Annotated in this window: 21 protein-coding genes; all 21 read left to right on the top strand. The window is 65.1% G+C overall.

The features are described 5' to 3' along the window. Positions 1–2: 2 nt before the first annotated feature. The gene (locus KW832_RS01595) at positions 3–653 is read left to right on the top strand and encodes a DapH/DapD/GlmU-related protein (RefSeq protein WP_255577459.1); all 651 of its coding nucleotides are present in this window, start codon (positions 3–5) and stop codon (positions 651–653) included. 74 nt (positions 654–727) lie between these two features. Then, the gene (locus tag KW832_RS01600; RefSeq protein ID WP_255577460.1) at positions 728–1,351 is read left to right on the top strand and encodes a lytic transglycosylase domain-containing protein; all 624 of its coding nucleotides are present in this window, start codon (positions 728–730) and stop codon (positions 1,349–1,351) included. A gap of 220 nt (positions 1,352–1,571) precedes the next feature. Further along, the gene (locus KW832_RS01605; RefSeq protein WP_029413975.1) at positions 1,572–2,675 is read left to right on the top strand and encodes a glycosyltransferase family 4 protein; all 1,104 of its coding nucleotides are present in this window, start codon (positions 1,572–1,574) and stop codon (positions 2,673–2,675) included. A gap of 84 nt (positions 2,676–2,759) precedes the next feature. Further along, a complete protein-coding gene (gene argB, locus KW832_RS01610; RefSeq protein ID WP_055396782.1) occupies positions 2,760–3,650 on the top strand; it encodes an acetylglutamate kinase in 891 nt (296 codons plus the stop codon). A 173-nt stretch (positions 3,651–3,823) separates the two neighbouring features. Then, positions 3,824–4,516 (top strand): response regulator transcription factor, encoded by a 693-nt coding sequence (locus tag KW832_RS01615; RefSeq protein ID WP_055396780.1) that lies wholly within the window; start codon positions 3,824–3,826, stop codon positions 4,514–4,516. A 90-nt stretch (positions 4,517–4,606) separates the two neighbouring features. Then, on the top strand, positions 4,607–6,058 hold the full coding sequence (locus KW832_RS01620) for a sensor histidine kinase (RefSeq protein WP_121422250.1): 1,452 nt from the start codon (positions 4,607–4,609) through the stop codon (positions 6,056–6,058). Positions 6,059–6,235: 177 nt separating this feature from the next. Continuing rightward, entirely contained in the window at positions 6,236–6,898 is a 663-nt protein-coding gene (gene slmA, locus KW832_RS01625; protein ID WP_218298869.1) for a nucleoid occlusion factor SlmA, read from the top strand. 190 nt (positions 6,899–7,088) lie between these two features. Then, complete coding sequence (locus KW832_RS01630; RefSeq protein WP_055400968.1) at positions 7,089–7,832, top strand: TetR/AcrR family transcriptional regulator; 744 nt, start codon at positions 7,089–7,091, stop codon at positions 7,830–7,832. Positions 7,833–7,837: 5 nt separating this feature from the next. Continuing rightward, complete coding sequence (locus KW832_RS01635) at positions 7,838–9,634, top strand: acyl-CoA dehydrogenase C-terminal domain-containing protein (RefSeq protein WP_218298868.1); 1,797 nt, start codon at positions 7,838–7,840, stop codon at positions 9,632–9,634. Between the two features lie 44 nt (positions 9,635–9,678). Further along, positions 9,679–10,116, top strand: coding sequence for a DUF2147 domain-containing protein (locus KW832_RS01640; protein ID WP_218298867.1), 438 nt, complete (start codon positions 9,679–9,681; stop codon positions 10,114–10,116). Between the two features lie 67 nt (positions 10,117–10,183). Next, positions 10,184–12,586 carry a 3-hydroxyacyl-CoA dehydrogenase/enoyl-CoA hydratase family protein gene (locus tag KW832_RS01645; protein WP_218298866.1) on the top strand — a complete coding sequence of 801 codons (2,403 nt, stop codon included), beginning with the start codon at positions 10,184–10,186 and terminating at the stop codon, positions 12,584–12,586. A gap of 32 nt (positions 12,587–12,618) precedes the next feature. Further along, positions 12,619–13,128, top strand: coding sequence for a DUF4442 domain-containing protein (locus tag KW832_RS01650; RefSeq protein ID WP_218298865.1), 510 nt, complete (start codon positions 12,619–12,621; stop codon positions 13,126–13,128). 12 nt (positions 13,129–13,140) lie between these two features. After that, positions 13,141–14,340 carry an acetyl-CoA C-acyltransferase gene (locus KW832_RS01655; RefSeq protein WP_218298864.1) on the top strand — a complete coding sequence of 400 codons (1,200 nt, stop codon included), beginning with the start codon at positions 13,141–13,143 and terminating at the stop codon, positions 14,338–14,340. Positions 14,341–14,557: 217 nt separating this feature from the next. Next, positions 14,558–15,448, top strand: coding sequence for an alpha/beta fold hydrolase (locus tag KW832_RS01660; protein WP_218298863.1), 891 nt, complete (start codon positions 14,558–14,560; stop codon positions 15,446–15,448). A gap of 27 nt (positions 15,449–15,475) precedes the next feature. After that, positions 15,476–16,348, top strand: coding sequence for an acyl-CoA thioesterase II (locus KW832_RS01665; RefSeq protein ID WP_218298862.1), 873 nt, complete (start codon positions 15,476–15,478; stop codon positions 16,346–16,348). 74 nt (positions 16,349–16,422) lie between these two features. Further along, the gene (locus KW832_RS01670) at positions 16,423–17,199 is read left to right on the top strand and encodes an enoyl-CoA hydratase (RefSeq protein ID WP_218298861.1); all 777 of its coding nucleotides are present in this window, start codon (positions 16,423–16,425) and stop codon (positions 17,197–17,199) included. A gap of 1,002 nt (positions 17,200–18,201) precedes the next feature. Next, complete coding sequence (locus KW832_RS01675) at positions 18,202–18,939, top strand: TetR/AcrR family transcriptional regulator (protein ID WP_218298860.1); 738 nt, start codon at positions 18,202–18,204, stop codon at positions 18,937–18,939. Positions 18,940–18,967: 28 nt separating this feature from the next. Then, on the top strand, positions 18,968–19,897 hold the full coding sequence (locus tag KW832_RS01680) for an SDR family oxidoreductase (RefSeq protein ID WP_218298859.1): 930 nt from the start codon (positions 18,968–18,970) through the stop codon (positions 19,895–19,897). Continuing rightward, positions 19,894–21,507 (top strand): acyl-CoA carboxylase subunit beta, encoded by a 1,614-nt coding sequence (locus KW832_RS01685; RefSeq protein ID WP_218298858.1) that lies wholly within the window; start codon positions 19,894–19,896, stop codon positions 21,505–21,507. The genes KW832_RS01680 and KW832_RS01685 overlap by 4 nt, the downstream gene beginning before the upstream one ends. Before the next feature lie 23 nt (positions 21,508–21,530). Then, a complete protein-coding gene (locus tag KW832_RS01690; protein ID WP_218298857.1) occupies positions 21,531–22,661 on the top strand; it encodes a DNA alkylation repair protein in 1,131 nt (376 codons plus the stop codon). A 53-nt stretch (positions 22,662–22,714) separates the two neighbouring features. Next, positions 22,715–23,890 carry an acyl-CoA dehydrogenase family protein gene (locus KW832_RS01695; RefSeq protein ID WP_218298856.1) on the top strand — a complete coding sequence of 392 codons (1,176 nt, stop codon included), beginning with the start codon at positions 22,715–22,717 and terminating at the stop codon, positions 23,888–23,890. Positions 23,891–23,950: the final 60 nt, after the last annotated feature.

Below are 23,950 nucleotides of genomic sequence, written 5' to 3' on the forward strand. Positions count from 1 at the left end.
ACATGACGGACATGCTGCTGGGAATTCCTGCTTTCACGGCGTCACACGCAGGTGTGGATCGCATGGGCGCCGAATGTCGGATCGACCCGTCCGTCTCGGTCATGCGTTTCGGCCAGCGCTCCGATGTCTTGTGCCTGTCCGACGGGGTCAGTATCTATGCCCAGACACGGCTGGTGCTGGGCGATGTGGTGGCAGATCCCTGCGTGGGTATCCGCATCGGAGCCCGTACTATTGTCAATGTGGGAGGCTACCTGTCGGGTGAAGGTGGCCTGGAGATTGGTGAGGATGTCCTGATTGGCCCCCATGCCAAGCTGCTGTCCGCCGGCCATGCCATCGATGGGGGGGATGTGGTGATTGCTCGCAACCGAATCACCCGGGCAAGAATCGTTGTGGAAGACGGTGCCTGGATCGGTGCTGGCGCGATTGTTCTAGAGGGCGTGACGATTGGCCGTGGCGCGGTCGTGGCAGCCGGGGCGCTGGTGCGACAGGATGTCCCGGCGGGCATGGTAGCTGCAGGTATGCCCGCCAGGCTGATCCGTTCAAGGCGGGGGGATGCATGGCCGGAGCCTGAGCCCGAGGCAGCGGCCTCCTGGTTGCAACAGGTCGGTGCTGGGCTGAAAAGTTTCTTTCGCGAAGGGCGCGAGGTCAAATGAGAACCATGAGTCTGTTTTGGAAGGAGTCTGATGAGCACGACCTCCCATCGCTTGGGACGGTCATGCGTGGTGTCATGCTCTTGGTTTTTCTGGTTGGGGGATGGTTGCCGTCCTCCTGGGCGAACCAGGTGTGGGAGTTTGTGGATGGGGAGGGCGTAACCCACATCGGCAATGTGCCTCCTTCGGCGGCTACGCGGGGTGTGATCTGGCTCAGCCGTGTGCCTCCCGCCTCGGTGGTGAAGGGCAAGGATCGCAGCCCCTCTGCACTGCAGTTTCCGGGCTATGACGACGTCAAGCAGCACCTGGAAGCGGCGGCGGTGGCGCAGTCGCTGGACCCTGCATTTGTGATTGCCGTCGCGGCAGCAGAGTCGGCCTTCAATGTGAAAGCCGTTTCGCGCAAAGGTGCGTTGGGGCTGATGCAGGTCATGCCGGCAACGGCTGAGCGTTATGGGGTTGCAGCGCGCCCTTCGTCAGACGGAGAGCATGCCGCGATGGAACCCAAAGTGAATGCGCAGATTGGCACCCGCTACCTGGCCGATCTGCTGCGCATGTTCGATGGAGACAAGGAACTGGCGCTGGCGGCGTACAACGCCGGGGAAGGTGCCGTGATCAAGTATGGTCGGCGCATCCCTCCGTATCCCGAAACACAGCAGTACGTGGAAAAGGTGATGCGTTTTTACCGTGGATCGCTTCGGTAGTGGCCCCGGGTTCTGACCGCATGAACCCCTCCATGGCCCCCTCGGAGTTGTCGAGGGGCCGGCCTGATTCAGGCTCGGACCTTCGTGGTGGCGTCCTGCCAGGTTCTCCCCACATGGCGTCCTTGGAGCATGCCAACAGCCCCAGTCCGCTGGGATGGGGCTGCGTGGATAGCGCTTTCTTACAGGTGCAGGGACCGAGTGCGGGTACCATCGGCCGCTCATGATCTGGTTATCTGTGGTGGCATTCATCGTTGCAGCGTTGGCGGCAGGGTTCATCGTGCGGTGGATGCACAGCCACGCTTCCGTGTACGGCAACGGCATGCCCCAACGCTTTCATCTGGGGGACGTTCCCCGCTTGGGGGGCGCCGCACTGCTTCTGGGCATTGGGTGCAGTTGGGGCCTTGGTGTTCTTCAATCTACCCATTGGGGTGATCCCGGCTCGCTGAAGCTCGGAGCTTGGGTGGGGGGCTGGCTGGTGGCCTTGCTGCCCGCCGCGCTGGGCGGCATCGCGGAAGACATGACCCAGCGCCTGTCCGTGCGTTACCGATTGAGCCTGACCGGCGCATCCGGCGCTCTGGCGGTGATCCTGCTGGATCTGACCTTGCCGCGCATGGGGTGGCCCTGGCTGGATTCTTTGCTGGCCGCTGCTCCGTGGCTGGGCGTTGCGGTGGTTGTTCTGGCGGTTGCGGGACTTCCCCATGCGTTCAACATTATTGATGGCTACAACGGCCTGGCGGGCATGGTGGCTCTGATCGTCTGTCTTGCGCTGGCCCATGTGGCCCTCCAGGTGGGGGACCGTGCGCTGGCTGCGCTGTTGGTGTCCACGGCGGCGGCGACGGGCGGGTTTCTGGTCTGGAACTACCCGCGCGGCATGTTGTTCGCGGGGGATGGCGGTGCCTACGTATGGGGCGGCGTGATTGCCCTGGCCAGCATTTCCCTGGTGCAGCGCAACGCCGATGTTTCGCCTTGGTTCCCCATGCTTTTGTTGATCTACCCCGTCTGGGAAACGATCTTCTCGATTTACCGCAAGACCGTACGGGGCGTTTCCCCCGGCGTGGCCGATGCGCTGCACTTCCACCAATTGATTTACCGTCGCATTGTTCGGGGTGTCTTCCATGACGATGAATCGCGCAGGGTGTTGATGCGCAATAACCGCACATCCCCCTACCTGTGGGGCTTCACCTTGCTGACGGTGGTGCCTGCGGTACTGTTCTGGAGCAATACCCCACTGCTGATGGCGTTTTGCGGCCTGTTCGTCATCAGCTATGTGATGGCCTACCTGGCCATTGTGCGTTTCAAGGTACCCAACTGGTTGCGCCACTGACGGCGGGTGCGCTGGCAAACCCAGCGCGCCGCGCGAATGCGGCACAATTTGCGCCTCACCGTTTTCTCTGGATGGCCCGCCTCCATGACCGACCTTCTTTCGATTGCCCCGCGCGACAAGGCTGAAATCCTGGCCCAGGCGCTGCCTTACATCCGCAAGTTCCATGGCAAGACCATGGTCATCAAATATGGCGGCAACGCCATGACCGACCCCGCGCTGCAGGCCGACTTTGCCGAGGACGTGGTGCTGCTCAAGCTCGTGGGCATGAACCCCGTGGTCGTGCACGGCGGCGGGCCTCAGATTGAGACGGCGCTGAACCGCCTGGGCAAGAAGGGCGAGTTCATCCAGGGCATGCGCGTGACCGATGCTGAGACCATGGAAGTGGTCGAGTGGGTGCTGGCCGGCGAGGTGCAGCAGGACATCGTGGGCCTGATCAACCAGGCCGGCGGCAAGGCTGTGGGCCTGACGGGGCGCGACGGCGGCATGATCCGTGCGCAGAAGCTCAAGATGGTGGACAACAAGAACCCGTCCATCGAGCACGATGTGGGGCAGGTGGGAGACATCGTCTCCATCGATCCGAGTGTGGTCAAGGCGCTGCAGGACGACGCCTTCATCCCCGTCATCAGCCCCATCGGCTTTGGTGAGAACAACGAGAGCTACAACATCAACGCCGACGTGGTGGCCAGCAAGCTGGCCACGGTGCTGCAAGCGGAAAAGCTCATGCTGCTGACCAACACGCCCGGCGTGCTGGACAAGGCGGGCAATCTGCTCACCGACCTGACGGCCCGCGAGATCGACGCGCTGTTTGCCGACGGCACCATCTCTGGCGGCATGCTGCCGAAGATTGCGGGAGCGCTGGATGCTGCCAAGGCCGGCGTGAACGCAGTGCACATCATTGATGGGCGTGTGCCGCACGCCATGCTGCTCGAAATCCTGACCGACCAGGCCTACGGGACCATGATTCGTAGCCATTGAAATGGTCCATCCCTCTGAGTCGCTTCTCGCCTTCTCCCTTCTCTCGCTTCGCGGGGTGGGTGACGTCGCCAGCGCCAGCACACGGTATTGGCTGTCCTTGCGCGGCGGCCGCCGGATGAGGCTGCGCCAGCCTATCGGGCATGCTGCTATGCACAGTGAACAAGTGGGTTGATATGCGACTCTTGCTGGTCGAAGACGATGTGATGGTTGCCAGCGGCATCAAGCTGGGGTTGACCGACGCGGGGTACGCCGTGGATTGGGTCGGAAGCGGTGAGCGCGCCGAAGAGGTGCTGCGCACCGAGTCGTTCGACGCGGCCATCATCGATATCGGCCTGCCGGCTATGGACGGGCTGGAACTCACCCGCCGCCTGCGCCGCCCTGATATGGCAAGCCCCGCCCTGCCGGTGCTGATCCTCACCGCGCGCGATGCACTGCACGATCGCGTGCAGGGGCTGGACCTCGGGGCCGACGACTACATGGTCAAGCCCTTCGAGTTGCCTGAACTGCTGGCACGCCTGCGCGCCCTGCTGCGCCGATCGCAGGCCGCGACCACAGCGGTGTTGAGTTTTGGTCCGCTGGAGCTGGACACGGCAGGCCGTCGCGCCAGCATCCGTACCGGGGACGGGGAGCAGGTCATTGAGCTCGGTCCGCGTGAATGGACTGTGCTGGAGTACCTGCTCATCAATGCCCCCAAGCCTGCCAGCAAGGACAAGCTTCTGCAGGCTCTGACGGGTTGGGACAAGGAGATCACGCCCAACGCGGTGGAGGTCTACGTCTCCCGGCTGCGCGGCAAACTGGAGCCGCATGGCGTGGCGCTGCGTTCGATCCGTGGGTTCGGCTATCGGCTTGAACTCCAGGCCGCCTGAGCGCAACCGGCCTGGCTGAAGCCGTCGGTAAGGATCATGATGACGCCGCCGGACCGAGCCATCCCTTCCCCACGGCCCGGCCTGCGTGCCATGACCTCCGACCTGCGCAATCGGCTGCTGATCTTGCTGGTGCTGCCTTTGTGCGCGCTGGCTCTGGTGGGCGTGTGGCTCGACTACCGCTCGGCCGACGAGGCCGCCGGGCGGCACGACCAGCGCCTGCTGCGGCTGTTGCCCGCTCTGGCAGATTCGGTGCTGGCCCCCTCCATCCGTGACCACGAGCCGCCCTTGCTGCTGCTGGCGCCTCCGGTCGAAGACTTTCTGCGCCAGAACACCGGGTTTGCGGGTTACAGCGTGCGCGACATCTCTGGACGTCTGTTGCTGGGCGACGACTGGGTGCACAGTGCCGTGCCCACCACCCATGCGCCCGAATTCCACAGCGTTGAGTTTGGCGGGGTGACCTATAGGGTGGCGGTGCAGCGTGGTCGCACCGGGGCTGGCGAACTGGTGGTGGCGCTGGCCGACGGGTCTGACCCGCGCCAGCAATGGGCGCAGCAGCTCCTGCTGCGGGTGCTGCTGCCCAACCTGGTGCTGGTGGCCGCCGCCGCGCTGGCCATCCACTGGGCTGTGGGCCGGGCCTTCAAACCGCTGGTGGACTTGGCCGAAGCGGTGGAGCACCGTTCGCCGCGTGACCTGAGCCCTATCGACGAAGCCTCGTCGCCCGCCGAGGTGCGCCCGCTCGTGCACTCGCTCAACCGCCTGTTTGCACTGGTCAATGCGCAGGCGGAAGGGCAGCGCCGCTTTGTGGCCGATGCGGCGCACCAGCTGCGCACCCCGCTGGCGGGCCTGCAGGCACAGGTCGAAGCCTGGGCCATGATGGCCAAGGCCGCGGCACCACCCCGGGTGTCCTTGTCAAATCTTGAGGGAAAATTGCCGCTAGCGCACGATGGGCAAGCGAAAGGTGCTATTGTTTTAGGAGTTGACCAGATCGAGAAGCTGCGCAATGCCACGCGCCGCACTTCGCAGCTTGCCCACCAGCTGCTGGCACTGTCGCGCGCCGATGCGCGCAGCCTGGACGCGCAGCCGCCCCAGCGCGTAGACCTCAAGGACCTGTGCGAAACCCTGCTGGAGACCTTTCTCGACCCAGCCACCGGCAAAGGGCTGGACCTGGGGCTGGAAGTCCAGCCCGTGCATGTCACCGGCCATGGCTGGCTGCTGCGCGAGTTGTTGTCCAACCTGGTGGACAACGCCATCAAGTACACCCCGGCGGGCGGCATTGTGACCATACGCTGTGGCATGCGCCAAGGGCGCGCAGGGCCGCCACGTGTGTTCATCGAGGTGGAAGACGATGGGCCTGGCGTGCCCGATGCCGAGCGAGGGCGCGTCATGCAGCGTTTTTACCGGGTGCCCGGTACGGTGGGCGAGGGCACGGGGCTTGGGCTGGCCATTGCCGACGAAATTGCGCGCGTGCATCGCGCTGCCCTCACGCTGGGCACCGGCCCGCTGGGGCACGGCCTGCTGGTGACTGTGGTGTTTCCGCTGTAAATCGGCGTAGTGGCAGCTGCTCTCGCCCGTGCCCATGGGGCCGCCCCAGGGCCTGTGCGAGAATCATTTCCACACATGATTTACGCCCTGCCGCAGGCCGGTGCATGCTCACCTGGCATGTGAACCCGGCGCAGGGTGCCCTTGGCCGCATGGCCTTACCCCAGCCCTTGTCCCTGCATGTCTGAACTTTCGCCCCTCCCCGAGCCAGCCTGTACCGACGACGGGGGCGAAACTCCGGCTGCGCGCAAACGGCCCAAGCCGGGTGAGCGGCGCGTACAGATCCTGCAAGCGCTGGCGGCCATGCTCGAGCAACCCGGGGCAGAGCGCATCACCACCGCCGCGTTGGCGGCGCGTCTTTCAGTCAGCGAGGCCGCGTTGTACCGCCACTTCGCCAGCAAGGCGCAGATGTTCGAAGGGTTGATCGACTTTATCGAGCAGACCGTGTTCACCCTGGTCCAGCAGATTACCGGCCGCGATGTACCCGATCCGGACCAGTCTGCCGAAGTGGGCACGCGCCAGGCTGCGCGCATCGTGGCGTTGCTGCTGCAGTTTGGCGAGCGCAACCCCGGCATGGTGCGCGTGATGGTGGGCGATGCCCTGGTGTTTGAGCACGAGCGCCTGCAGCAGCGCATGAACCAGTTTTTTGACCGCATCGAATCCACCCTGCGCCAGTGCCTGCGCCCTGCGGTGGCGGGCTCTGCCACACCCACTGTGGATGCCCAGGTCGCAGCCAGCGTGCTCACGGCGTTTGCCGTGGGGCGCCTGCAACGCTACGCGCGCTCGGGTTTCAAGCGCATGCCGTCGGAACATCTGGAAGCCAGCCTGGCGCTGATTCTCTGATACCACCGCCTGGGTGCCGCCTGCCGTGGGCAGCCCTGTGGCGGGGGCGGAAGCGATGGGGTGGGGTGGGGCAGAGGGTGGCACCGCCGCAACGAATGGTTTGGGTGGGCCTCCCTATTTTTTCCGGGGGTTTTGGTCGGGCGGAGAATTTGCTGCAGAATAGAACGAACGTTCGTTTTTATTTGCCCGCATGTCCGCCACCTCTTCATCCAGCCAGGTCACCCGCATCCCGCGCGCTCGCAGCGGTACCGGCCGCGCCCTGCAAAAAGGCCAGCAAACCAAGGCGGCCATCGTCGAGGCAGCGCTGGGCCTGGCCACGCACATCGGGCTGGAAGGCCTGTCCATTGGGGCGTTGGCCGACGTAACGGGCATGAGCAAGTCGGGCGTGTTTGCCCATTTTGGCTCTCGCGAAGAGCTGCAGATCTCCGTGGTTCGTGAATACCACACGCGTTTCGAGCAGGAAGTGTTCTACCCCGCCATGTCCGCGCCGCGTGGCCTGGCCCGGCTCAGCGCCATGTTCGACAACTGGATGAAGCGCACTTCCATCGAAATCGATTCGGGCTGCATCTACATCAGCGGTGCGGTCGAATTTGATGACCGCACCGGCCCCGTGCGCGACGCGCTGGCCAGCTCGGTGCTGACCTGGCACGCCGCCATGCGCCGCGCCATCGAGCAGTGCAAGGGCCTGGGCGAGCTGCGCGCGGACACCAATGCCGAGCAGATGCTGTTCGAGATCCACGGCCTCATCCTCGCGCTGCACTACGAGGCGCGGTTCCTGCAAACCCCGGGCTCCATGGCCCGGGCGGTGCAGGGCTTTCACAACATCCTGGCGCGTTACAGCGCCGCAAAACCTGGCGCCACCGCAGAAGCCGCCCCCGCTGCTGCTGCCAAGCGCCGCAAAGTTTCCAACCAAACCACCACCTCCAAGGAGTAAACCCCATGCCTATGTACACGCCGCCCCTGCGCGACATGCAATTCGTCATGCACGAAGTGCTCAAGGTCAGCGATGAATTCAAGGCCATGCCGCCCCACGCCGAGGTGGATGTGGACACCATCAATGCGGTGCTCGAAGAAGCCGGCAAGTTCACTGCCGAAGTGACCTTCCCGTTGAACATCAGCGGCGACACCGAAGGCTGCGTGCTCAACAAGGCCACCCACGAAGTGAAGACCCCCACGGGCTTCAAGGATGCCTACGCCAAGTACGTCGAAGGTGGCTGGGCGGCACTGTCGTGCGACCCTGCCTACGGCGGCCAGGGCCTGCCCTTCGTGCTGAACCAGTGCCTGTACGAGATGATGAACTCGGCCAACCAGGCCTGGACCATGTACCCCGGCCTGTCGCACGGCGCGTACGAAGCCCTGCACGCCCACGGCACCGAAGAGCAAAAGGCCCTGTACCTGCCCAAGCTGACCAGCGGTGAGTGGACCGGCACCATGTGCCTGACTGAACCCCACTGCGGCACCGACCTGGGCCTGCTGCGCACCAAGGCCGAGCCGCAGGCCGACGGAACCTACAAGATCACCGGCAACAAGATCTTCATCAGCGCCGGCGAGCACGACATGACCGCCAACATCGTGCACCTGGTGCTGGCCCGCCTGCCCGATGCGCCCAAGGGCAGCAAGGGCATCAGCCTGTTCGTGGTTCCCAAGTTCAATGTGAAGGCCGACGGCTCGCTGGGCGAGCGCAACCCCATCTTCTGCACGGGCCTGGAGCACAAGATGGGCATCCACGGCAACGCCACCGCGCAGATCGCCATCGACGGCGCCATCGGCACCATGGTGGGCCAGCCCAACAAGGGCCTGGCTGCCATGTTCGTGATGATGAACGCCGCCCGCCTGGGCGTGGGCAACCAGTCGCTGGGCCTGACCGAAGTGGCTTACCAGAATGCGCTGGCTTACGCCAAGGACCGCATCCAGATGCGCAGCCTCTCGGGCGTGAAGGCCAAGGACAAGGACGCCGATCCCATCATCGTGCACCCCGACGTGCGCAAGATGCTGCTCACCGCCAAGGCCTACGCCGAAGGCGGCCGCGCGCTGCAGATCTTCTGCACGCTGCTGCTGGACAAGGTGCACAGCCACCCCGATGAAAAGGTGCGTGCCGAATCCGAAGAGATGGTGGCGCTGCTCACCCCCATCGTGAAGGCCTTCATCACCGACAACGGCCACATCTCCACCAACGCCTGCATGCAGGTCTTCGGCGGCCACGGCTTCATCAAGGAATGGGGCATGGAGCAGTACGTGCGCGACAACCGCATCAACATGATCTACGAAGGCACCAACACCATCCAGTCGCTGGACCTGTTGGGCCGCAAGATCCTGGGCAACAACGGCGCCACGCTCAAGAAGCTGGGCAAGCTGATCGGCAAGCTGGTGGAAGAAGAAGGCGTGAACGAGAAGATGGCCGAGTTCATCAACCCGGTGGCCATGCTGGGTGACCAGATGACCAAGTTCACCACCGAGATCGGCTTCAAGGGCATGCAGAACCCGGACGAAGTGGGCGCTGCCGCCGTGGACTACCTGCGCGTGGCCGGCCACCTGGTGTTCGGCTACCTGTTCGCCCGCATGGCCCAGGTCGCCCTGCGCGAGATCGCCGCTGGCAACACCGACCCGTTCTATGGCGCCAAGCTGCAGACGGCGCGCTTCTACTTTGCCAAGCTGTTCCCCGAAACCGCCACGCTGATGCGCACGGCCCGTGCCGGCAGCAAGGTGCTCATGGACACGGATCTGGCCCTGGCCTGATCGGTAGACCTGCGGATTTCAAGCTTTTTTGGCACGGAGCGCCTATGTATAAAGCGATAGTAGCTATCATTTTCGTAGCGTTTTCAGCGCCCGTCTGGGCGCAGGCGACGCCCGAAGGCCTGTGGCGCAACATCGACGACAAGACCGGCGAGGCCAAGGCCGAAATCCGCATCCGCGACATCGGCGGCGGCGTTTTGAACGGGGCGCTGGAAAAGCGCCTGTCCAAAGACGCCAAGCCCGACGATGTCTGCGACGAATGCTCGGATGACCGCAAGGGCAAGCCCATCTTGGGCCTGGAGATCATCCGGGGTGCCAAGAAGGCTGACGGCAAAGAGGTGTGGGAAGGCGGCAAGATTCTCGACCCCGAGAACGGCCGCAGCTACACCCTGCGCATGACCCCCGTCGAGGGCGGAAAGAAGCTCGAAGTGCGGGGCTCCATCGGCCCGTTTGGCCGCACGCAAACCTGGATCCGCATCCAGTAAACCCCATTCCCGTGGCCTTGCGCGCGCCATGCGGTGTTGCGCAAGGCCCCAACCAGGAACCCAACCCATGTCCCGATTCCAAGTGAAGAAAGTCGCCGTGCTCGGCGCAGGCGTGATGGGCGCGCAGATTGCCGCTCACCTCGTCAACGTGAAGGTGCCCGTGGTGCTGTTCGACCTGCCTGCCAAGGAAGGACCCAAGAACGGCATCGTCACCAAGGCCGTCGAAGGCCTGAAAAAGCTCAAGCCCTCGCCCCTGGGCGTGGCCGACGACGCGGCGCTGATCCAGCAGGCCAACTACGAAGAGCACATGCACCTGCTCAAGGAATGCGACCTCGTGATCGAGGCCATTGCCGAGCGCATGGACTGGAAGCTCGACCTGTACACCAAGATCGCGCCCCACGTGGCCAAGCACGCCATCCTGGCGTCCAACACCTCGGGCCTGTCGATCACCAAATTGAGTGAAGTGCTGCCCGAGAGCATCAAGCCCCGTTTCTGCGGCATCCACTTCTTCAACCCCCCGCGCTACATGACGCTGGTGGAGCTGATCAACACCCCCACCACCCAGCCCGAAGTGCTGGACCAGCTCGAAGCCTTTGTGACCAGCGGCCTGGGCAAGGGCGTGGTGCGCGCGCACGACACGCCCAACTTCGTGGCCAACCGCGTGGGCATCGCCGGCATGCTGGCCACGATGAAGGAAGTCGAGAACTTCGGCCTGACCTACGACGTGGTGGACGACCTCACGGGCAAGAAGCTGGGCCGTGCATCCAGCGGCACCTTCCGCACCGCCGACGTGGTCGGCCTGGACACCATGGCCCACGTCATCAAGACGCTGCAGGACAACCTGAGCATCGAGACGGACCCGTTCTACGAAAGCTTTGGCACGCCCGCCGTGCTGAAGAAGCTGCTGGAGCTGGGCAACCTGGGTCAGAAGACCAAGGCCGGTTTCTTCAAGAAGGTCGGCCGCGATGTGATGCGTTTCGAGCTGGAAAGCGAAGAGTACGTGCCCGCCGGCCAGAAGGCCGACGAGGTGTATGCGCGCATGCTCAAGAAGCCCGCCGCTGAACGCCTGCGCCTGCTGCGCAACGCCGAAGGCGCGCCCGGCCAGTTCCTGTGGGCCATTCTGCGCAACAGCTTCCATTACGCCGCCGTGCACCTGGGCACCATCGCCGACAACGCCCGTGACGTGGACCAGGCCATGCGCTGGGGCTTTGGCATGAAGCAGGGCCCCTTCGAGCTGTGGCAGGAAGCCGGTTGGCTCGAAGTCGCGAAGATGATCCAGGAAGACATCGACGCGGGCAAGGCGCTGTGCAAGGCACCGCTGCCCGAGTGGGTGTTCAAGGGCCCCGTGGCCGACGCCGGTGGCGTGCACACCGCACAAGGCTCGTGGAGTGCATCGCAGAACAAGTTTGTGCCCCGCCGCCAGCTGCCCGTGTACGAGCGCCAGATCTTCCCCGAGGCCCTGCTGGGCGAAACCAGCCTGCCCGACTGGCGCACCGCTGGCACCACAATTGCTGAATCGAAAGCCCTGCGCACCTGGACGCTGGACGGCCAAGTACTCATCGCCAGCATCAAGAACAAGATGCACGCCATCAGCCCCGAAGTGATGGAAGGCTTGGCCGAAGCTCTGGAGCTGGCCGAGCGCGAATACGACGGCATGGTCATCTGGTCGGGCGATGCGCCCTTCAGCGTTGGTGCCGACCTGGAAGCCACGATGCCCGCCTTTGCCGTGGGCGGCCCCGACGCGGTGGAAAGCATTGAGCAGGAGCTGCAGAACCTGATGATGCGCATTCGCTACGCCCAGGTGCCGGTGGTGGCTGCCATCCATGGCATGGCGCTGGGCGGTGGCTGCGAACTGGCCGTGTATTCGGCCAAGCGTGTGGCGCACATGGAAAGCTACATCGGCCTGGTCGAAGTGGGCGTGGGCCTGGTGCCCGGCGCCGGCGGCCTGACCTACATCGCCCGCCGCGCGGCTGAGAACATGGCCGCTTCGACCAGCAAGGACATCCTGCCTTTCCTGACCGAAGGCTTCACCGCCGCGGCCATGGCCAAGGTGGGTACCAGCGCCATCGAATCGCGCAAGCTGGGCTTCCTGCTGGACAGCGACATCATCGTGCCCCACAAGGACGAGCTGCTGTTCGTGGCCATCAACGAAGCCAAGTCCATGGCCGCGAGCGGCTGGCGTGCACCGCACAAGCGCTTGTTCCCCGTGGCGGGCCGCAGTGGCCTGGCCACCATCAAGGCCCAGCTGGTAAACATGCGCGACGGCGGCTTCATCAGCGCGTACGACTTCAAGATCGGCGCCATGATCGCCGAGGTGGTCTGTGGCGGCGATGTGGATGCTGGCTCGATGGTGAGTGAGGAGTACCTGCTCACGCTGGAGCGCAAGGTGTTCTGCCACCTGATCGCCCAGCCCAAGACGCACGAGCGCATCCTGGGCATGTTGTCCACCGGCAAGCCGGTTCGCAACTGATCCGGACGTCGATGGATAGCCGGTAGACCGACATGAGCGAACACGCCCCCAACAAATTGCAGCGCTCGCTGATGCGCCTGGACGAGGCGCCCGCCTTCATGCGCGGCTTCGTGCAGAACATCATCCTGCGCCGGGCCGTGCCCTTCACCGGCACGGCCGGGGTGCGGTTCGTGTCGCTCACGCCCGAGCGTGTCGAGGTGCACCTGGCCAACGAGCACCGTGTGCAAAACCACATCGGTGGTGTGCACGCCTCGGCCATGAACCTGCTGGCCGAAACGGCCACCGGCATGGTCGTGGGCATGAACGTGCGCGACGACTGCCTGCCGCTGGCCAAGGAGCTCTCCATGTCGTTCAAGAAGCGCGCCACGGGCGGCCTCAAGGCCGTGGCCACGCTCACCGCCGAGCAGCGCGCTGCCATGTTGGCCAGCGACAAGGGCGAGGTGCAGGTGAAAGTCACCGTGACCGACGAAGCCGGTGTGGAGCCGGTCGAATGTGTATTTACGTGGGCCTGGGTTCCTTCCAGCCGCCCCCCCAAGAATTGAAGGAGTTTCACCATGGCTCAAAAACAAGTCCAGGACGCCTACATCGTCGCCGCCACGCGCACGCCCATTGGGCGCTCGGGCCGCGGCTATTTCAAGAACACCCGGCCTGACGACCTGCTGGTCGCCGCCATCAAGAGCGCCATGCTGCAGGTGCCCACGCTGGACCCCAAGGCGATTGAAGACGCCATCATCGGCTGCTCCTTCCCCGAAGGTGAGCAGGGCATGAACATGGCCCGCATTGCCGTGGGCCTGGCGTTCGACCACCCCGTGGGCGGCGTGACCGTGAACCGCTTTTGCGCATCGGGCATCACCGCGCTGCAGATGGCGGCCGACCGCATCCGCGTTGGCGAGGCTGACGTGCTGATCGCCGGTGGCGCCGAGTCCATGAGCCTGGTGCCCATGGGCGGCAACAAGCCCTCATTCAATGCTGAGATCTTTGCCAAGGACGAAAACGTGGGCATCGCCTACGGCATGGGCCTGACCGCTGAAAAGGTCGCCCAGCAGTGGAAGGTGAGCCGCGAAATGCAGGATGCGTTCGCCCTCGAATCCCACCTGCGTGCGATCAAGGCGCAAAAGGCCGGTGAGTTCAGCGACGAAATCACGCCCTACGAAATCGTGGAGCGTTCGCCCAACCTCGCGACCGGCGAAGTGCTGGAAAAGCGCCGCACCGTGAGCCTGGATGAGGGCCCCCGCCCCGACACGTCCCTGGAAGGTCTGGCCAAGCTCAAGCCCGTGTTTGCGGCGCGCGGCAGCGTCACGGCGGGCAACAGCTCGCAGACCAGCGATGGCGCGGGTGCGCTCATCGTGGCCAGCGAAAAGGCGGTGAAGCAGTTTGGCCTGACGCCGCTGGCGCGTTTTGTGAGCTACGCAGCGCGCGGCGTGCCGCCCGAGATCATGGGCATTGGTCCTATCGAAGCGATTCCTGCGGCCCTGCGTTATGCGGGTCTCAAGAGCGACGATATTGGCTGGTATGAGCTGAATGAAGCGTTTGCGGCGCAGTCGCTGGCCGTCATCAATACGCTGGGGCTGAACCCTGCCAACGTGAATCCGATGGGTGGCGCGATTGCGCTGGGGCATCCTCTGGGTGCTACCGGTGCCATCCGTGCGGCGACGGTGGTGCATGCGCTGCGTCGTCACAAGCTGAAGTACGGCATGGTCACGATGTGTGTAGGAACCGGCCAAGGCGCCGCCGGCATCATCGAAGCTTTGTGAGTTAGCTGGCTACTGCGCGGCTTTCATGCGTCGTTGGGCGGTTCTCGCAATCCTCACGTACCGCAAGTACGTTCCGGTTGCTGCGCTCCGTCCGCCTAGCCTGAAAGCCGCTCGCTACGCCCTTGAGGGCGGGGTGTGAAGGCAGGGGGAAGTGCACTGCCTGTTTTTCTTTTCCATTCAAGCTGGCGCAGATCGGCATTGAACCAAGGAGACAGACATGAACAAGCAAACCTTGCAGGTCAACGGGGCAGTGTCACTGGCACTGCGTGTTTATGAACCCCAGGGCGCGCCGCGCGCCAGCGTCGTCATTGGCGGCGCAATGGGGGTGCGGCAGTCGTTCTACGAGGCTTTTGCACTGTGGATGGCGCAGCAGGGGTTTCGGGTCACTACGTTTGACTACCGGGGCCATGGCGATTCGCTGCAGGGCGCCATGCGCGATGTGAAGGCGGATCTGTTTGATTGGGCGCAGGACTATGAGGCGGTGATCTCTGGCGCCAAGGCCGCGTTGCCTGCGCAGCCGCTGTACTTGCTGGGCCACAGCCTGGGCGCGCAGTTGCCGGGCTTGCTGAAAAAGCCCGAGCAGGTTGATGGCCTGCTCAGCGTGGCCGCAGGCAGCGGCTACTGGCGTGATAACGCGCCGCAGCTCAAGCGCATCGTTCCGTATTTCTGGTGGGTGCTGGTGCCGCTGGCCACACGGCTGTGCGGGTACTTCCCGGGGCGCACGCTCAAGAAGGTGGGCGACCTGCCTGCGGGGGTGATCCTGCAGTGGCGGCGCTGGTGTCTGGACCCCGCTTACAGCGTGGGGGCCGAGGGGCCTGCGGTGGCGCGGAGTTATGGCGCGGTGCGGTTCCCGGTGCTGGCTCTGTCGATGGCGGACGACGAGCTGATGACCTTGCGCGGCACGCACAACCTGGTGAATCTGTATGCCAACACCGAGCGCCGGGTGGAGAGCATCACGCCGGCCGACCTGCAGGTGCGGCGCATTGGGCACTTTGGTTTCTTTCGCGACCAGTTCCGCCAAAGCCTGTGGCCGCGCGCAGCGGCTGCGCTGGCCACGCTGGGCGGCGGCGTAATGCCCCACGGCGAAGTCTCCGGTACGACGGTCTGAGCGGTCGTTTCGCGGCACACTTGCAGCATGACTTCCTCTTCATCCACTTCTTCGTCTGCGTCTTCGTCCTCCGCTACCCACCCGCTGGACGAGGCGCTGCAACTGACGGCTTCGTCCGCTGCGACGGGCCAGTACGAAGGGCAGACCCACCCCGGCTACTGGAACATGGTCGGCCCGTTTGGCGGCATCACCGCTGCCACGCTGCTACAGGCCATCTTGCAGCACCCCGACCGGCTGGGCGATCCGCTGTCGCTCACTGTCAACTATGCGGGCGCTTTGACCGCTGGTGCGTTCACGGTGCAGGCAACTCCTGTTCGCACCAATCGTTCCACCCAGCACTGGACGCTGTCGATCCTGCAGGCCGGTGCCGACGGCGCGCAGGTGGTCACCACCACCGCCACCGCCGTCACGGCCGTGCGCCGCGAGACCTGGAGCGTGGGCGATGTGCCCATGCCGCAGGTGCCCCCACCTGCAGAGCAAAAAGCCATCGTCGCCCCCTTGGGCGCTGTGGAGTGGCTCAACCGCTATGAGATGCGCCCCATCGCTGGCTTCATCCCGCGCACCTGGGACGGCAGCGGCGACCACAGCCTGACGCAGCTGTGGATGCGCGACACACCACCGCGGCCGATCGACTTCGTGGCGCTGTCCGCATTGGCTGATGTGTTCTTCCCCCGCGTGTGGCTGCGCCGTGCGCGCCAGGTGCCTGCGGGCACGGTGTCGATCACCGTGTACTTCCACGCCACGGCAGAGCAGCTGCAGGCCACGGGCACGGGCTTCCTGCTCGGCCAGGCGCGCGGGCAGGAGTTCCGCAACGGTTTCTTTGACCAGACCGTGCAGCTGTGGAACGAAGCGGGCACCATGCTCGCCACCAGCCACCAGATCGTTTACTACAAGGAATAGGAAGTCGGCCTGTGGTCCTGTGCCGTACCGCATTCCTCTCGTCCCAATCCATCCGACCCGGAACCTTCACCACCATGACCGAAGCCACCCAAGACATCCTCGTCCACTCCGAAGCGGGCGTGACCACCATCACCTTCAACCGCGTGGACAAGAAGAATTCCATCACGCGCGACATGTACGCCGCCATGGCTGATGCGCTCGACGCCGCCAAGGTGGATGCCAGCGTGCGTGTGGTGGTGTTCCAGGGCGATGTGGCGATCTTCAGCGCGGGCAATGACATTGGCGACTTCCTGCAGCAGCCGCCTGCCACGCAGGACTCGCCCGTGTTCCGTTTTCTGCGCGGCATCGCCACCTTCCCCAAGCCCGTGATCGCCTCGGTCTGCGGCCCGGCCGTGGGCATCGGCACGACGATGCTGTTCCATTGCGACCTGGTCTATGCGGGCGATAACGCGGCGTTCTCCATGCCGTTCGTTAACCTGGGCCTGTGCCCCGAGGCCGCATCCAGCCTGTTGGTGCCGCAGATGCTGGGGTACCACCGCGCTGCGGAAGCCTTGCTGTTGGGCGAGCCGTTCATGGCCGAAGCCGCGTTGGAAGTGGGGCTGGTCAACCGCGTGGTGCCGCCGACCGAGTGCAATGGCGTCGCACAGGCGCAGGCGAAGAAGCTGGCAGCCAAGCCGTTGTCGTCGCTCATCGAAACCAAGCGGTTGATGAAGGGTGGGCAGACGGCGAAGGTGCTGGAGGTGATGGCGGAAGAGGGCGAGAGCTTTGGGCGCATGTTGCGTGAGCCTGCAGCGCGGGAAGCGTTCTCGGCTTTTATGGAGAAGAGAAAGCCTGATTTCAGCGCGGTTTGATTCGCTAGTTCTGAGGTATTTTTGGCTGCTGGCGCTTGTACATAAAGCGCTGGCAGCTATTGTTTTTATAGTTCGTTCTCGCCCCGTCCGTTTGGGTTGAGCCTACCGAAGCTTGTTTTGGCGGTGGCTACTGCATGCCCGTGTGAAGTGCGGGAGCCGGGAGTCGCCCGGCGTGCGAGTAACTTTCTTTTGCTTCGCCAAAAGAAAGTCACCAAAGAAAAGGCGACCCCCAGTCTGCGACCCCTTCGCTGGCGCTGCGGGGCAAACCTGCGTCGTGTCGGTTGCGGGGTGCGCCGTGGAACTCGCTTTGCGCTGGCGCGCGCCGCTCGGACAACCACGGTGAGTCAGTTAACGAGGCATGGGCGCTCCGACGCCCATGCTCACCCCCCAACCGCCCCGCCGCAGGCGCAGCCCGCAGGGGGTTGGGCAGCCGAACATCCAACAGCCGGACACCCCCACGGGCCTTTGCTTCGCTCGGCCCCGCCTCGCGGGCGCAAGCGCCTCGCGCTGCGCAGGGCGGGGCCGAGCGCAGCGATGGCCCGAATGGATGTCCGATCCCGGTGGGTTCCCTTCTGTATGTGCCTGGGGCGCGCAGGGCGCGGGGTGGCGCGTGTGCCGAAGGACACACGCGCTTCGTGAACTGACTCACCGCAGTTGTCCGAGCGGAGCGCCGCAGGCGCGCAGCGAGTTCTGCGGTGCACCCCGTGACCGAGCACCCCAGGTTGCCCCGGAGCGAAGCGAAGGGGTCGCAGGCAGCAGGGTCGCCCTTTCTTTGGTGACTTTCTTTCGGCGACGCGAAAGAAAGTTACTCGCATGCCGGGCGACTCCCGGCCTCCGTCCTTCGCATAGGCATGCGATCTGCTTCCAAATGAATAGCAAATGAGGCAGTGAATGCTGGCGCTTAACCTCAAAAAGCACCCGCAGCAATCATGATCAGACAAGCTATCTATTTTTACAAAGCAATTGCTTGCTAAAAATAAACAATTTTGCTATCGTGCCCGCATGGATTCACCCGTGCAGCGCACCAGCGCCATCGCCCCAGCTCCCAAGAAACCCCAGGCCCGCCCTCGCAGCAAGGCCGTAGCCTCCTCCGACGCCAATGCAGCCACTGCAGAGGCAACCCCCACCCGCCGCCCCCGCGGCCGCCCCCGCAAGACCGCCGAGGAACTCGACGACGGCAACCGCCGCCGCAAGCTTATGGACGGCGCGGCCAAGCTCTTTCGCACCCAGGGCTTTGCCGCCACCAGCACGCGCGACATTGCGGCGGCGGCAGGCATGCACAGTGGCTCGCCCTTCTACCACTTCGAAAGCAAAAGCGCGCTGCTCTACGCCGTGATGAGCGAGGGCATGACCATGGCCACGCAAAGCCAGCAGCAGGCACTCGATGCACTGCCCGCCGCGGCCACACCGCGCGAGCAATTGCACACGCTCATTCGCCACCACTTCGAGATCCTGCTCGGGCCCCGCAGCAGCTTCATCCCTGTGATGCTGTACGAATGGCGTTCGCTTACGCCTGCGCAGCGCAAGGGCATTGCCCGCATCAAGGACAGCTACGAGGCCACCTGGATGCCCGTGCTGGAAGCGCTGGCAAAGCAGGGTGCGCTGCAGGCCGAGCCCGGTGTGGCGCGGCTGTTCATCTTTGGGGCGCTCAACTGGGCGGTGCAGTGGTTCTCGCCCAAGAAGGGCAAGTCGCTCGACGCGCTCACCGACGAGGCACTCGCCTTGTTCATCCGTTCATAACAAACAACCCCATCAACGCAGAGTCACCATGGCCCCCACAGCGCGCAACGCCTACCAGTCAGTGTTTGCTCCGGGCCTGTTCCAGGGTCAGGTGGTGGTGGTCACCGGCGGTGGCTCGGGCATAGGCCGTTGCACGGCGCATGAGCTGGCGCACCTGGGCGCGCATGTGGTGCTGGTGGGGCGCAAGCCAGAAAAGCTGCTTGCCGTGGCCGAAGAGATCACTGCGGATGGCGGCCGTGTGTCCTGCGAGGTGTGCGACATCCGATCCGAAGAAGGAGTGGTGGCGCTGGTGCAGCAGATCCTTGCTGCGCAGGGCCGCATCGATGCGCTGGTCAACAACGCGGGCGGGCAGTTCATGTCGCCGCTTGAATCCATCAGCGCCAAGGGCTGGGAGGCGGTGCTGCACACCAACCTCACCGGCGGCTTTTTGATGGCGCGCGAGTGCTACCGGCAGTGGATGGCGCAGCACGGCGGCTCGATCGTCAACATCGTGGCCGACATGTGGGGCTCCATGCCGGGCATGGGGCACAGCGGGGCTGCGCGCGCGGGCATGGTCAGCTTCACCGAAACCGCTGCGCTGGAATGGGCACACAGCGGTGTGCGCGTGAACGCCGTGGCGCCGGGCTACATCGCCTCCAGCGGCATGGACAACTATCCGCCCGAAGCCGCCGACATGCTGCGTGCCATGCCGCGCACGGTGCCGCTCGGGCGCTTTGGCAACGAGGCCGAGGTGTCCGCAGCCATCACCTTTTTGCTCAGCCCGGCAGCCAGCTTCATCAGCGGCACCACGTTGCGGGTGGACGGCGCACGGCCCCAGGTTCGCATGGGCTGGCCGCAGCGCGCGCCTGGTGCCACCGCTGCAGCACACCCGGCCGTGCGGCCGTTTGACGGCTTTCACCGCGCGCAGGTGCCGCAGGTGTTTGCACCTTCCCATACCCCCAAGACCGAGGCCGCATGACCGCCGTCTTCACTTCCCGATTCAACCCAGGCAGCGCCGAATCCACCCAGCGCCGCGCGGCGCTGCAGGTCCGCCTTCATGCCCTGCGCGCGCTGGAAGAGCGTGCCGCCGCCGCTTCGGCCCGGTCGCTGCCTCAGTTTGAAAAACGCGGCCAGTTGCTGCCGCGCCAGCGCGTGGCTCTGCTGCTGGATGCGGGTGCGCCCTGGCTGCCGCTGTGCACCCTGGCGGGCTACCTGCAGGACGTGAAAGACCCCGAGAAATCCGTGCCCGGTGGCGGCATGGTCGCGGGCATCGGCTTTGTGAGTGGCGTGCGCTGCATGGTGGTGGCCAGCGACTCGGGCATCGAGGCCGGTGCCATCCAGCCCATGGGTCTGGAAAAGATTCTGCGCATGCAGGAGATCGCTCTGCGCGAGCGCCTTCCTTTTGTGCACTTGGTGGAGAGCGCGGGCGCCAACCTCATGCGCTACCGGGTAGAAGGTTTTGTGCACGGCGGCACGCTGTTTCGCAACCTCGCGCGGCTGTCGGCGGCGGGCATTCCGGTCATCACGGTGCAGCACGGCTCGGGCACAGCGGGAGGTGCCTACATGCCGGGGCTGTCGGATGTGGTGATCATGGTGCAAGGCCGCTCGCGCGCCTTTCTGGCCGGGCCGCCGCTGCTCATGGCTGCGACGGGTGAGATTGCGACGGAAGAAGAACTGGGCGGTGCCGAGATGCACACCGCCGTCTCGGGCCTGGGCGAATACCTGGCCCAGGACGACCGCGAGGCCATCGGCCTGGCGCGCGATGTGGTGGCGCAGCTGGGGTGGAACATGCCCCGGCGACCCAGCGCACCTGGGCCCACCTTGCCCGCAGACGATCTGCTCTCCCTGATGTCTGCCGACCTGCGCCAGCCCGTGGACATGCGCGAGGTGATGGCGCGGCTGGTGGATGGCTCGGAGCTGCTCGAATTCAAGGCCCGCTACGGCATGGCCACCCTGTGCGCGCAGGGCCGCATCCAGGGCCATGCCGTCGGCTTCATCAGCAACAACGGCCCCATCGACGTGGCCGGCGCCAACAAGGCCACGCACTTCATCCAGTGGATGTGCCAGCTGGGCCACCCCATCATCTACCTGCAGAACACCACGGGCTACATGGTGGGCAAGGACAGCGAGCAGGGCGGCATGATCAAGCACGGCAGCAAGATGATCCAGGCGGTGACCAACGCCACCGTGCCCCAGATCACCATCCAGTGCGGCGCCAGCTTTGGTGCAGGCAACTACGGCATGTGCGGGCGGGGCTATGCGCCGCGCTTCCTGTTCAGCTGGCCGGGCGCCAAGACGGCGGTGATGGGCGGCGAACAGGCTGCGCGCACCATGCAGATCGTGACCGAGGCGGCGCTGGCGCGCAAAGGCATCACGCCCGACCCGACCGAATCGCAGGCCCAGTTCGACAAGATCGTTGCCATGTTTGAGGCCCAGGCCGACGCGTTCTACACCAGCGGCCTGCTGCTGGACGACGGCGTGATCGACCCGCGCGACACGCGGGCCGTGCTGGCGTTTTGCCTGGACACCTGCACCGAGGCCCAGGCGCGCAAGCTGCGGCCCCTGAGCTTTGGCGTGGCGCGGATGTAAGCGCTTCGCACGCAATTTCCCCGATGGCCGAGCCTCTCAAATACCTGCTGAATGACACCGTGCCGCCGCGCATTGCGGCCATGGTGCGGCGTGCGTGGCGCAAGTTCGACACCACCGCGTTTCTGGAGCAAGTAGAGCCCGGCTACGAATCGCTGGAGCTGATGGCGCGCGGCCAGCGTATTGCGCAGGCCCTGCAGACCCACCTGCCGAAAGACGTGCCGCGTGCGCTGGGTGTGCTGGTCGACTCGATGGACCCACCCATGGGCCTCGATGCGGCGGGTGAGCCCGATGCGGGTGACCGCCCCTACAGCGCCTTCCTATACCTGCCCCACAGCATCTACATCGGCACACACGGCCTGCCGCATTTCGAGGCGGCCATGGCCGCGCAGCACGCGCTCACCCAGCGCTTTACGGCCGAGTTCTGCATTCGCCCCTACCTGCTGCACCACCAGGGTGCCACGCTCGCGCGGCTGCGTGACTGGGCGCAGGACGACAACGCCCACGTGCGCCGTCTGGTGAGCGAAGGCACGCGGCCCCGCCTGCCCTGGGCGCCGCGTTTGCCCGCGTTCCAAAAGGCCCCTCAGCTGGCCCTGCCGTTGCTCGATGCGCTCAAGGACGACCCATCGTCCTACGTGCGCCGCTCCGTGGCCAACCACCTGGGCGACATCGCCAAGGACCACCCCGAGCTGGCCGTGGGCACCGCCTGCACCTGGCTGCAAGGCGCACCCGCCCCGCGCGAAGCCCTGGTGCGCCACGGCCTGCGCTTTCTCATCAAACGCGGCGATGCCGCGGCGCTCGATGCCCTGGGCGTGGGCCATGCCGTGGCGCTGGACGTGCGGGCCGCGCGCGTGCTGCCCGCCCGCGCACGCATCGGCGACAAGGTGCGCATCGAGGTCGAACTGCACAACCCCACACCCCAGCCCCAGCGCGTGCTGGCGGACCTGAAGGTGCACTACGTCAAGGCCCACGGCGGCGCGGCGCCCAAGGTGTTCAAGCTGCAGACGCTGGACATACCGCCCGGCGCCACCGTAGCGGTGGGCAAGACGCTGTCGCTGCAGCAGATGACCACACGCACCCACTACCCCGGCGCGCACCAGGTGGAGTTGGTGCTCAACGGGCGGCCCCAGCCGCTGGGGCAATTTCAGCTTTCGTGATCGAGGTTTGCAGGCATACAAACGTACAAACGCAACAGCAGGAGACAAGCACCATGCAGTTCACACACGAGCACCGCGAGATCCAGAAGACCCTCAAGCGCTTCATCGACGAAGAGATCAACCCCCATGTGGACGAGTGGGAGGCCGCAGAGATCTTCCCCGCGCACGAGGTCTTCAAGAAGATGGGCAACCTGGGCCTCCTGGGCCTGTGCAAGCCCGAGGAATACGGCGGCCAGGGGCTGGACTATTCGTACAGCCTCGCCATGGCCGAGGCACTGGGCCACATCCACTGCGGCGGCGTGCCCATGGCCATCGGCGTGCAAACCGACATGTGCACCCCGGCGCTCGCGCGCTACGGCAGCGAAGAACTCAAGCGCAACTTTCTGGCCCCTGCGATTGCGGGCGACATGGTGGGCTGCATTGGCGTGAGCGAGCCTGCGGCGGGCAGCGATGTGTCGGGCATCAAGAGCGTGGCCCGCAAGGACGGCGACGACTACGTGATCACCGGCCAGAAGATGTGGATCACCAACAGCCTGCAGGCCGACTGGATGTGCATGCTGGTGAACACGGGCGAAGGGCCTGTGCACAAGAACAAGAGCCTGGTGATGGTGCCCATGCGGGATGGCCCGGGCGGCAAGCTCACCAAGGGCATCGAGGTGGCGCAAAAGATCCGCAAGATCGGCATGCACAGCAGCGACACCGGCCTGATCTACTTCGACGAGGTGCGGGTGCCGCAGCGCTACCGCATCGGCGCCGAGGGGCAGGGCTTCATCTACCAGATGCAGCAGTTTCAGGAAGAGCGCCTGTGGTGCGCCGCCAGCACGCTCGAATCGCTGACCAACTGCATCCAGTGGACCATCGACTACGCACAGGAGCGCAAGCTGTTTGGCGCCACGCTGGCCGACCAGCAGTGGGTGCAGTTCAAGCTGGCCGAACTCAAGACCGAGGTCGAGGCCCTGCGCGCACTCACCTACCGCGCCTGCGACCTGTACGTGAACGGCCAGGACGTGCTGGAGCTGGCCAGCATGGCCAAGCTCAAGGCCGGCCGGCTGAACCGCGAGGTGCCGGACATGTGCCTGCAGTTCTGGGGCGGCATGGGCTTCACGCTGGAGAACAAGGTCTCGCGCATGTACCGCGACGGGCGGCTGGCGTCCATCGGCGGGGGGGCCGACGAGGTGATGCTGGGCATTCTTGCCAAGCTCATGGGCATTGCGAAGCGGCCTGTATGAGCGGGAACAATTTGTCCCTGCAGTGTGCTGCGCGCGCTGTACAGCCCCTCTCCCCTCGCG

Origin of the sequence: Acidovorax sp. sif0632 (assembly GCF_019218805.1) — a bacterium.
In the GTDB taxonomy this organism is placed as follows: Bacteria; Pseudomonadota; Gammaproteobacteria; order Burkholderiales; family Burkholderiaceae_C; genus Acidovorax; species Acidovorax facilis.

Bases quoted from the DNA above. Each gene is read 5' to 3' on its own strand.
- KW832_RS01595 (WP_255577459.1), top strand. From the start codon at position 3: ATGACGGACATGCTGCTGGGAATTCCTGCTTTCACGGCGTCACACGCA.
- KW832_RS01600 (WP_255577460.1), top strand. From the start codon at position 728: ATGCTCTTGGTTTTTCTGGTTGGGGGATGGTTGCCGTCCTCCTGGGCG.
- KW832_RS01605 (WP_029413975.1), top strand. From the start codon at position 1,572: ATGATCTGGTTATCTGTGGTGGCATTCATCGTTGCAGCGTTGGCGGCA.
- argB (WP_055396782.1), top strand. From the start codon at position 2,760: ATGACCGACCTTCTTTCGATTGCCCCGCGCGACAAGGCTGAAATCCTG.
- KW832_RS01615 (WP_055396780.1), top strand. From the start codon at position 3,824: ATGCGACTCTTGCTGGTCGAAGACGATGTGATGGTTGCCAGCGGCATC.
- KW832_RS01620 (WP_121422250.1), top strand. From the start codon at position 4,607: ATGACCTCCGACCTGCGCAATCGGCTGCTGATCTTGCTGGTGCTGCCT.
- slmA (WP_218298869.1), top strand. From the start codon at position 6,236: ATGTCTGAACTTTCGCCCCTCCCCGAGCCAGCCTGTACCGACGACGGG.
- KW832_RS01630 (WP_055400968.1), top strand. From the start codon at position 7,089: ATGTCCGCCACCTCTTCATCCAGCCAGGTCACCCGCATCCCGCGCGCT.
- KW832_RS01635 (WP_218298868.1), top strand. From the start codon at position 7,838: ATGCCTATGTACACGCCGCCCCTGCGCGACATGCAATTCGTCATGCAC.
- KW832_RS01640 (WP_218298867.1), top strand. From the start codon at position 9,679: ATGTATAAAGCGATAGTAGCTATCATTTTCGTAGCGTTTTCAGCGCCC.
- KW832_RS01645 (WP_218298866.1), top strand. From the start codon at position 10,184: ATGTCCCGATTCCAAGTGAAGAAAGTCGCCGTGCTCGGCGCAGGCGTG.
- KW832_RS01650 (WP_218298865.1), top strand. From the start codon at position 12,619: ATGAGCGAACACGCCCCCAACAAATTGCAGCGCTCGCTGATGCGCCTG.
- KW832_RS01655 (WP_218298864.1), top strand. From the start codon at position 13,141: ATGGCTCAAAAACAAGTCCAGGACGCCTACATCGTCGCCGCCACGCGC.
- KW832_RS01660 (WP_218298863.1), top strand. From the start codon at position 14,558: ATGAACAAGCAAACCTTGCAGGTCAACGGGGCAGTGTCACTGGCACTG.
- KW832_RS01665 (WP_218298862.1), top strand. From the start codon at position 15,476: ATGACTTCCTCTTCATCCACTTCTTCGTCTGCGTCTTCGTCCTCCGCT.
- KW832_RS01670 (WP_218298861.1), top strand. From the start codon at position 16,423: ATGACCGAAGCCACCCAAGACATCCTCGTCCACTCCGAAGCGGGCGTG.
- KW832_RS01675 (WP_218298860.1), top strand. From the start codon at position 18,202: ATGGATTCACCCGTGCAGCGCACCAGCGCCATCGCCCCAGCTCCCAAG.
- KW832_RS01680 (WP_218298859.1), top strand. From the start codon at position 18,968: ATGGCCCCCACAGCGCGCAACGCCTACCAGTCAGTGTTTGCTCCGGGC.
- KW832_RS01685 (WP_218298858.1), top strand. From the start codon at position 19,894: ATGACCGCCGTCTTCACTTCCCGATTCAACCCAGGCAGCGCCGAATCC.
- KW832_RS01690 (WP_218298857.1), top strand. From the start codon at position 21,531: ATGGCCGAGCCTCTCAAATACCTGCTGAATGACACCGTGCCGCCGCGC.
- KW832_RS01695 (WP_218298856.1), top strand. From the start codon at position 22,715: ATGCAGTTCACACACGAGCACCGCGAGATCCAGAAGACCCTCAAGCGC.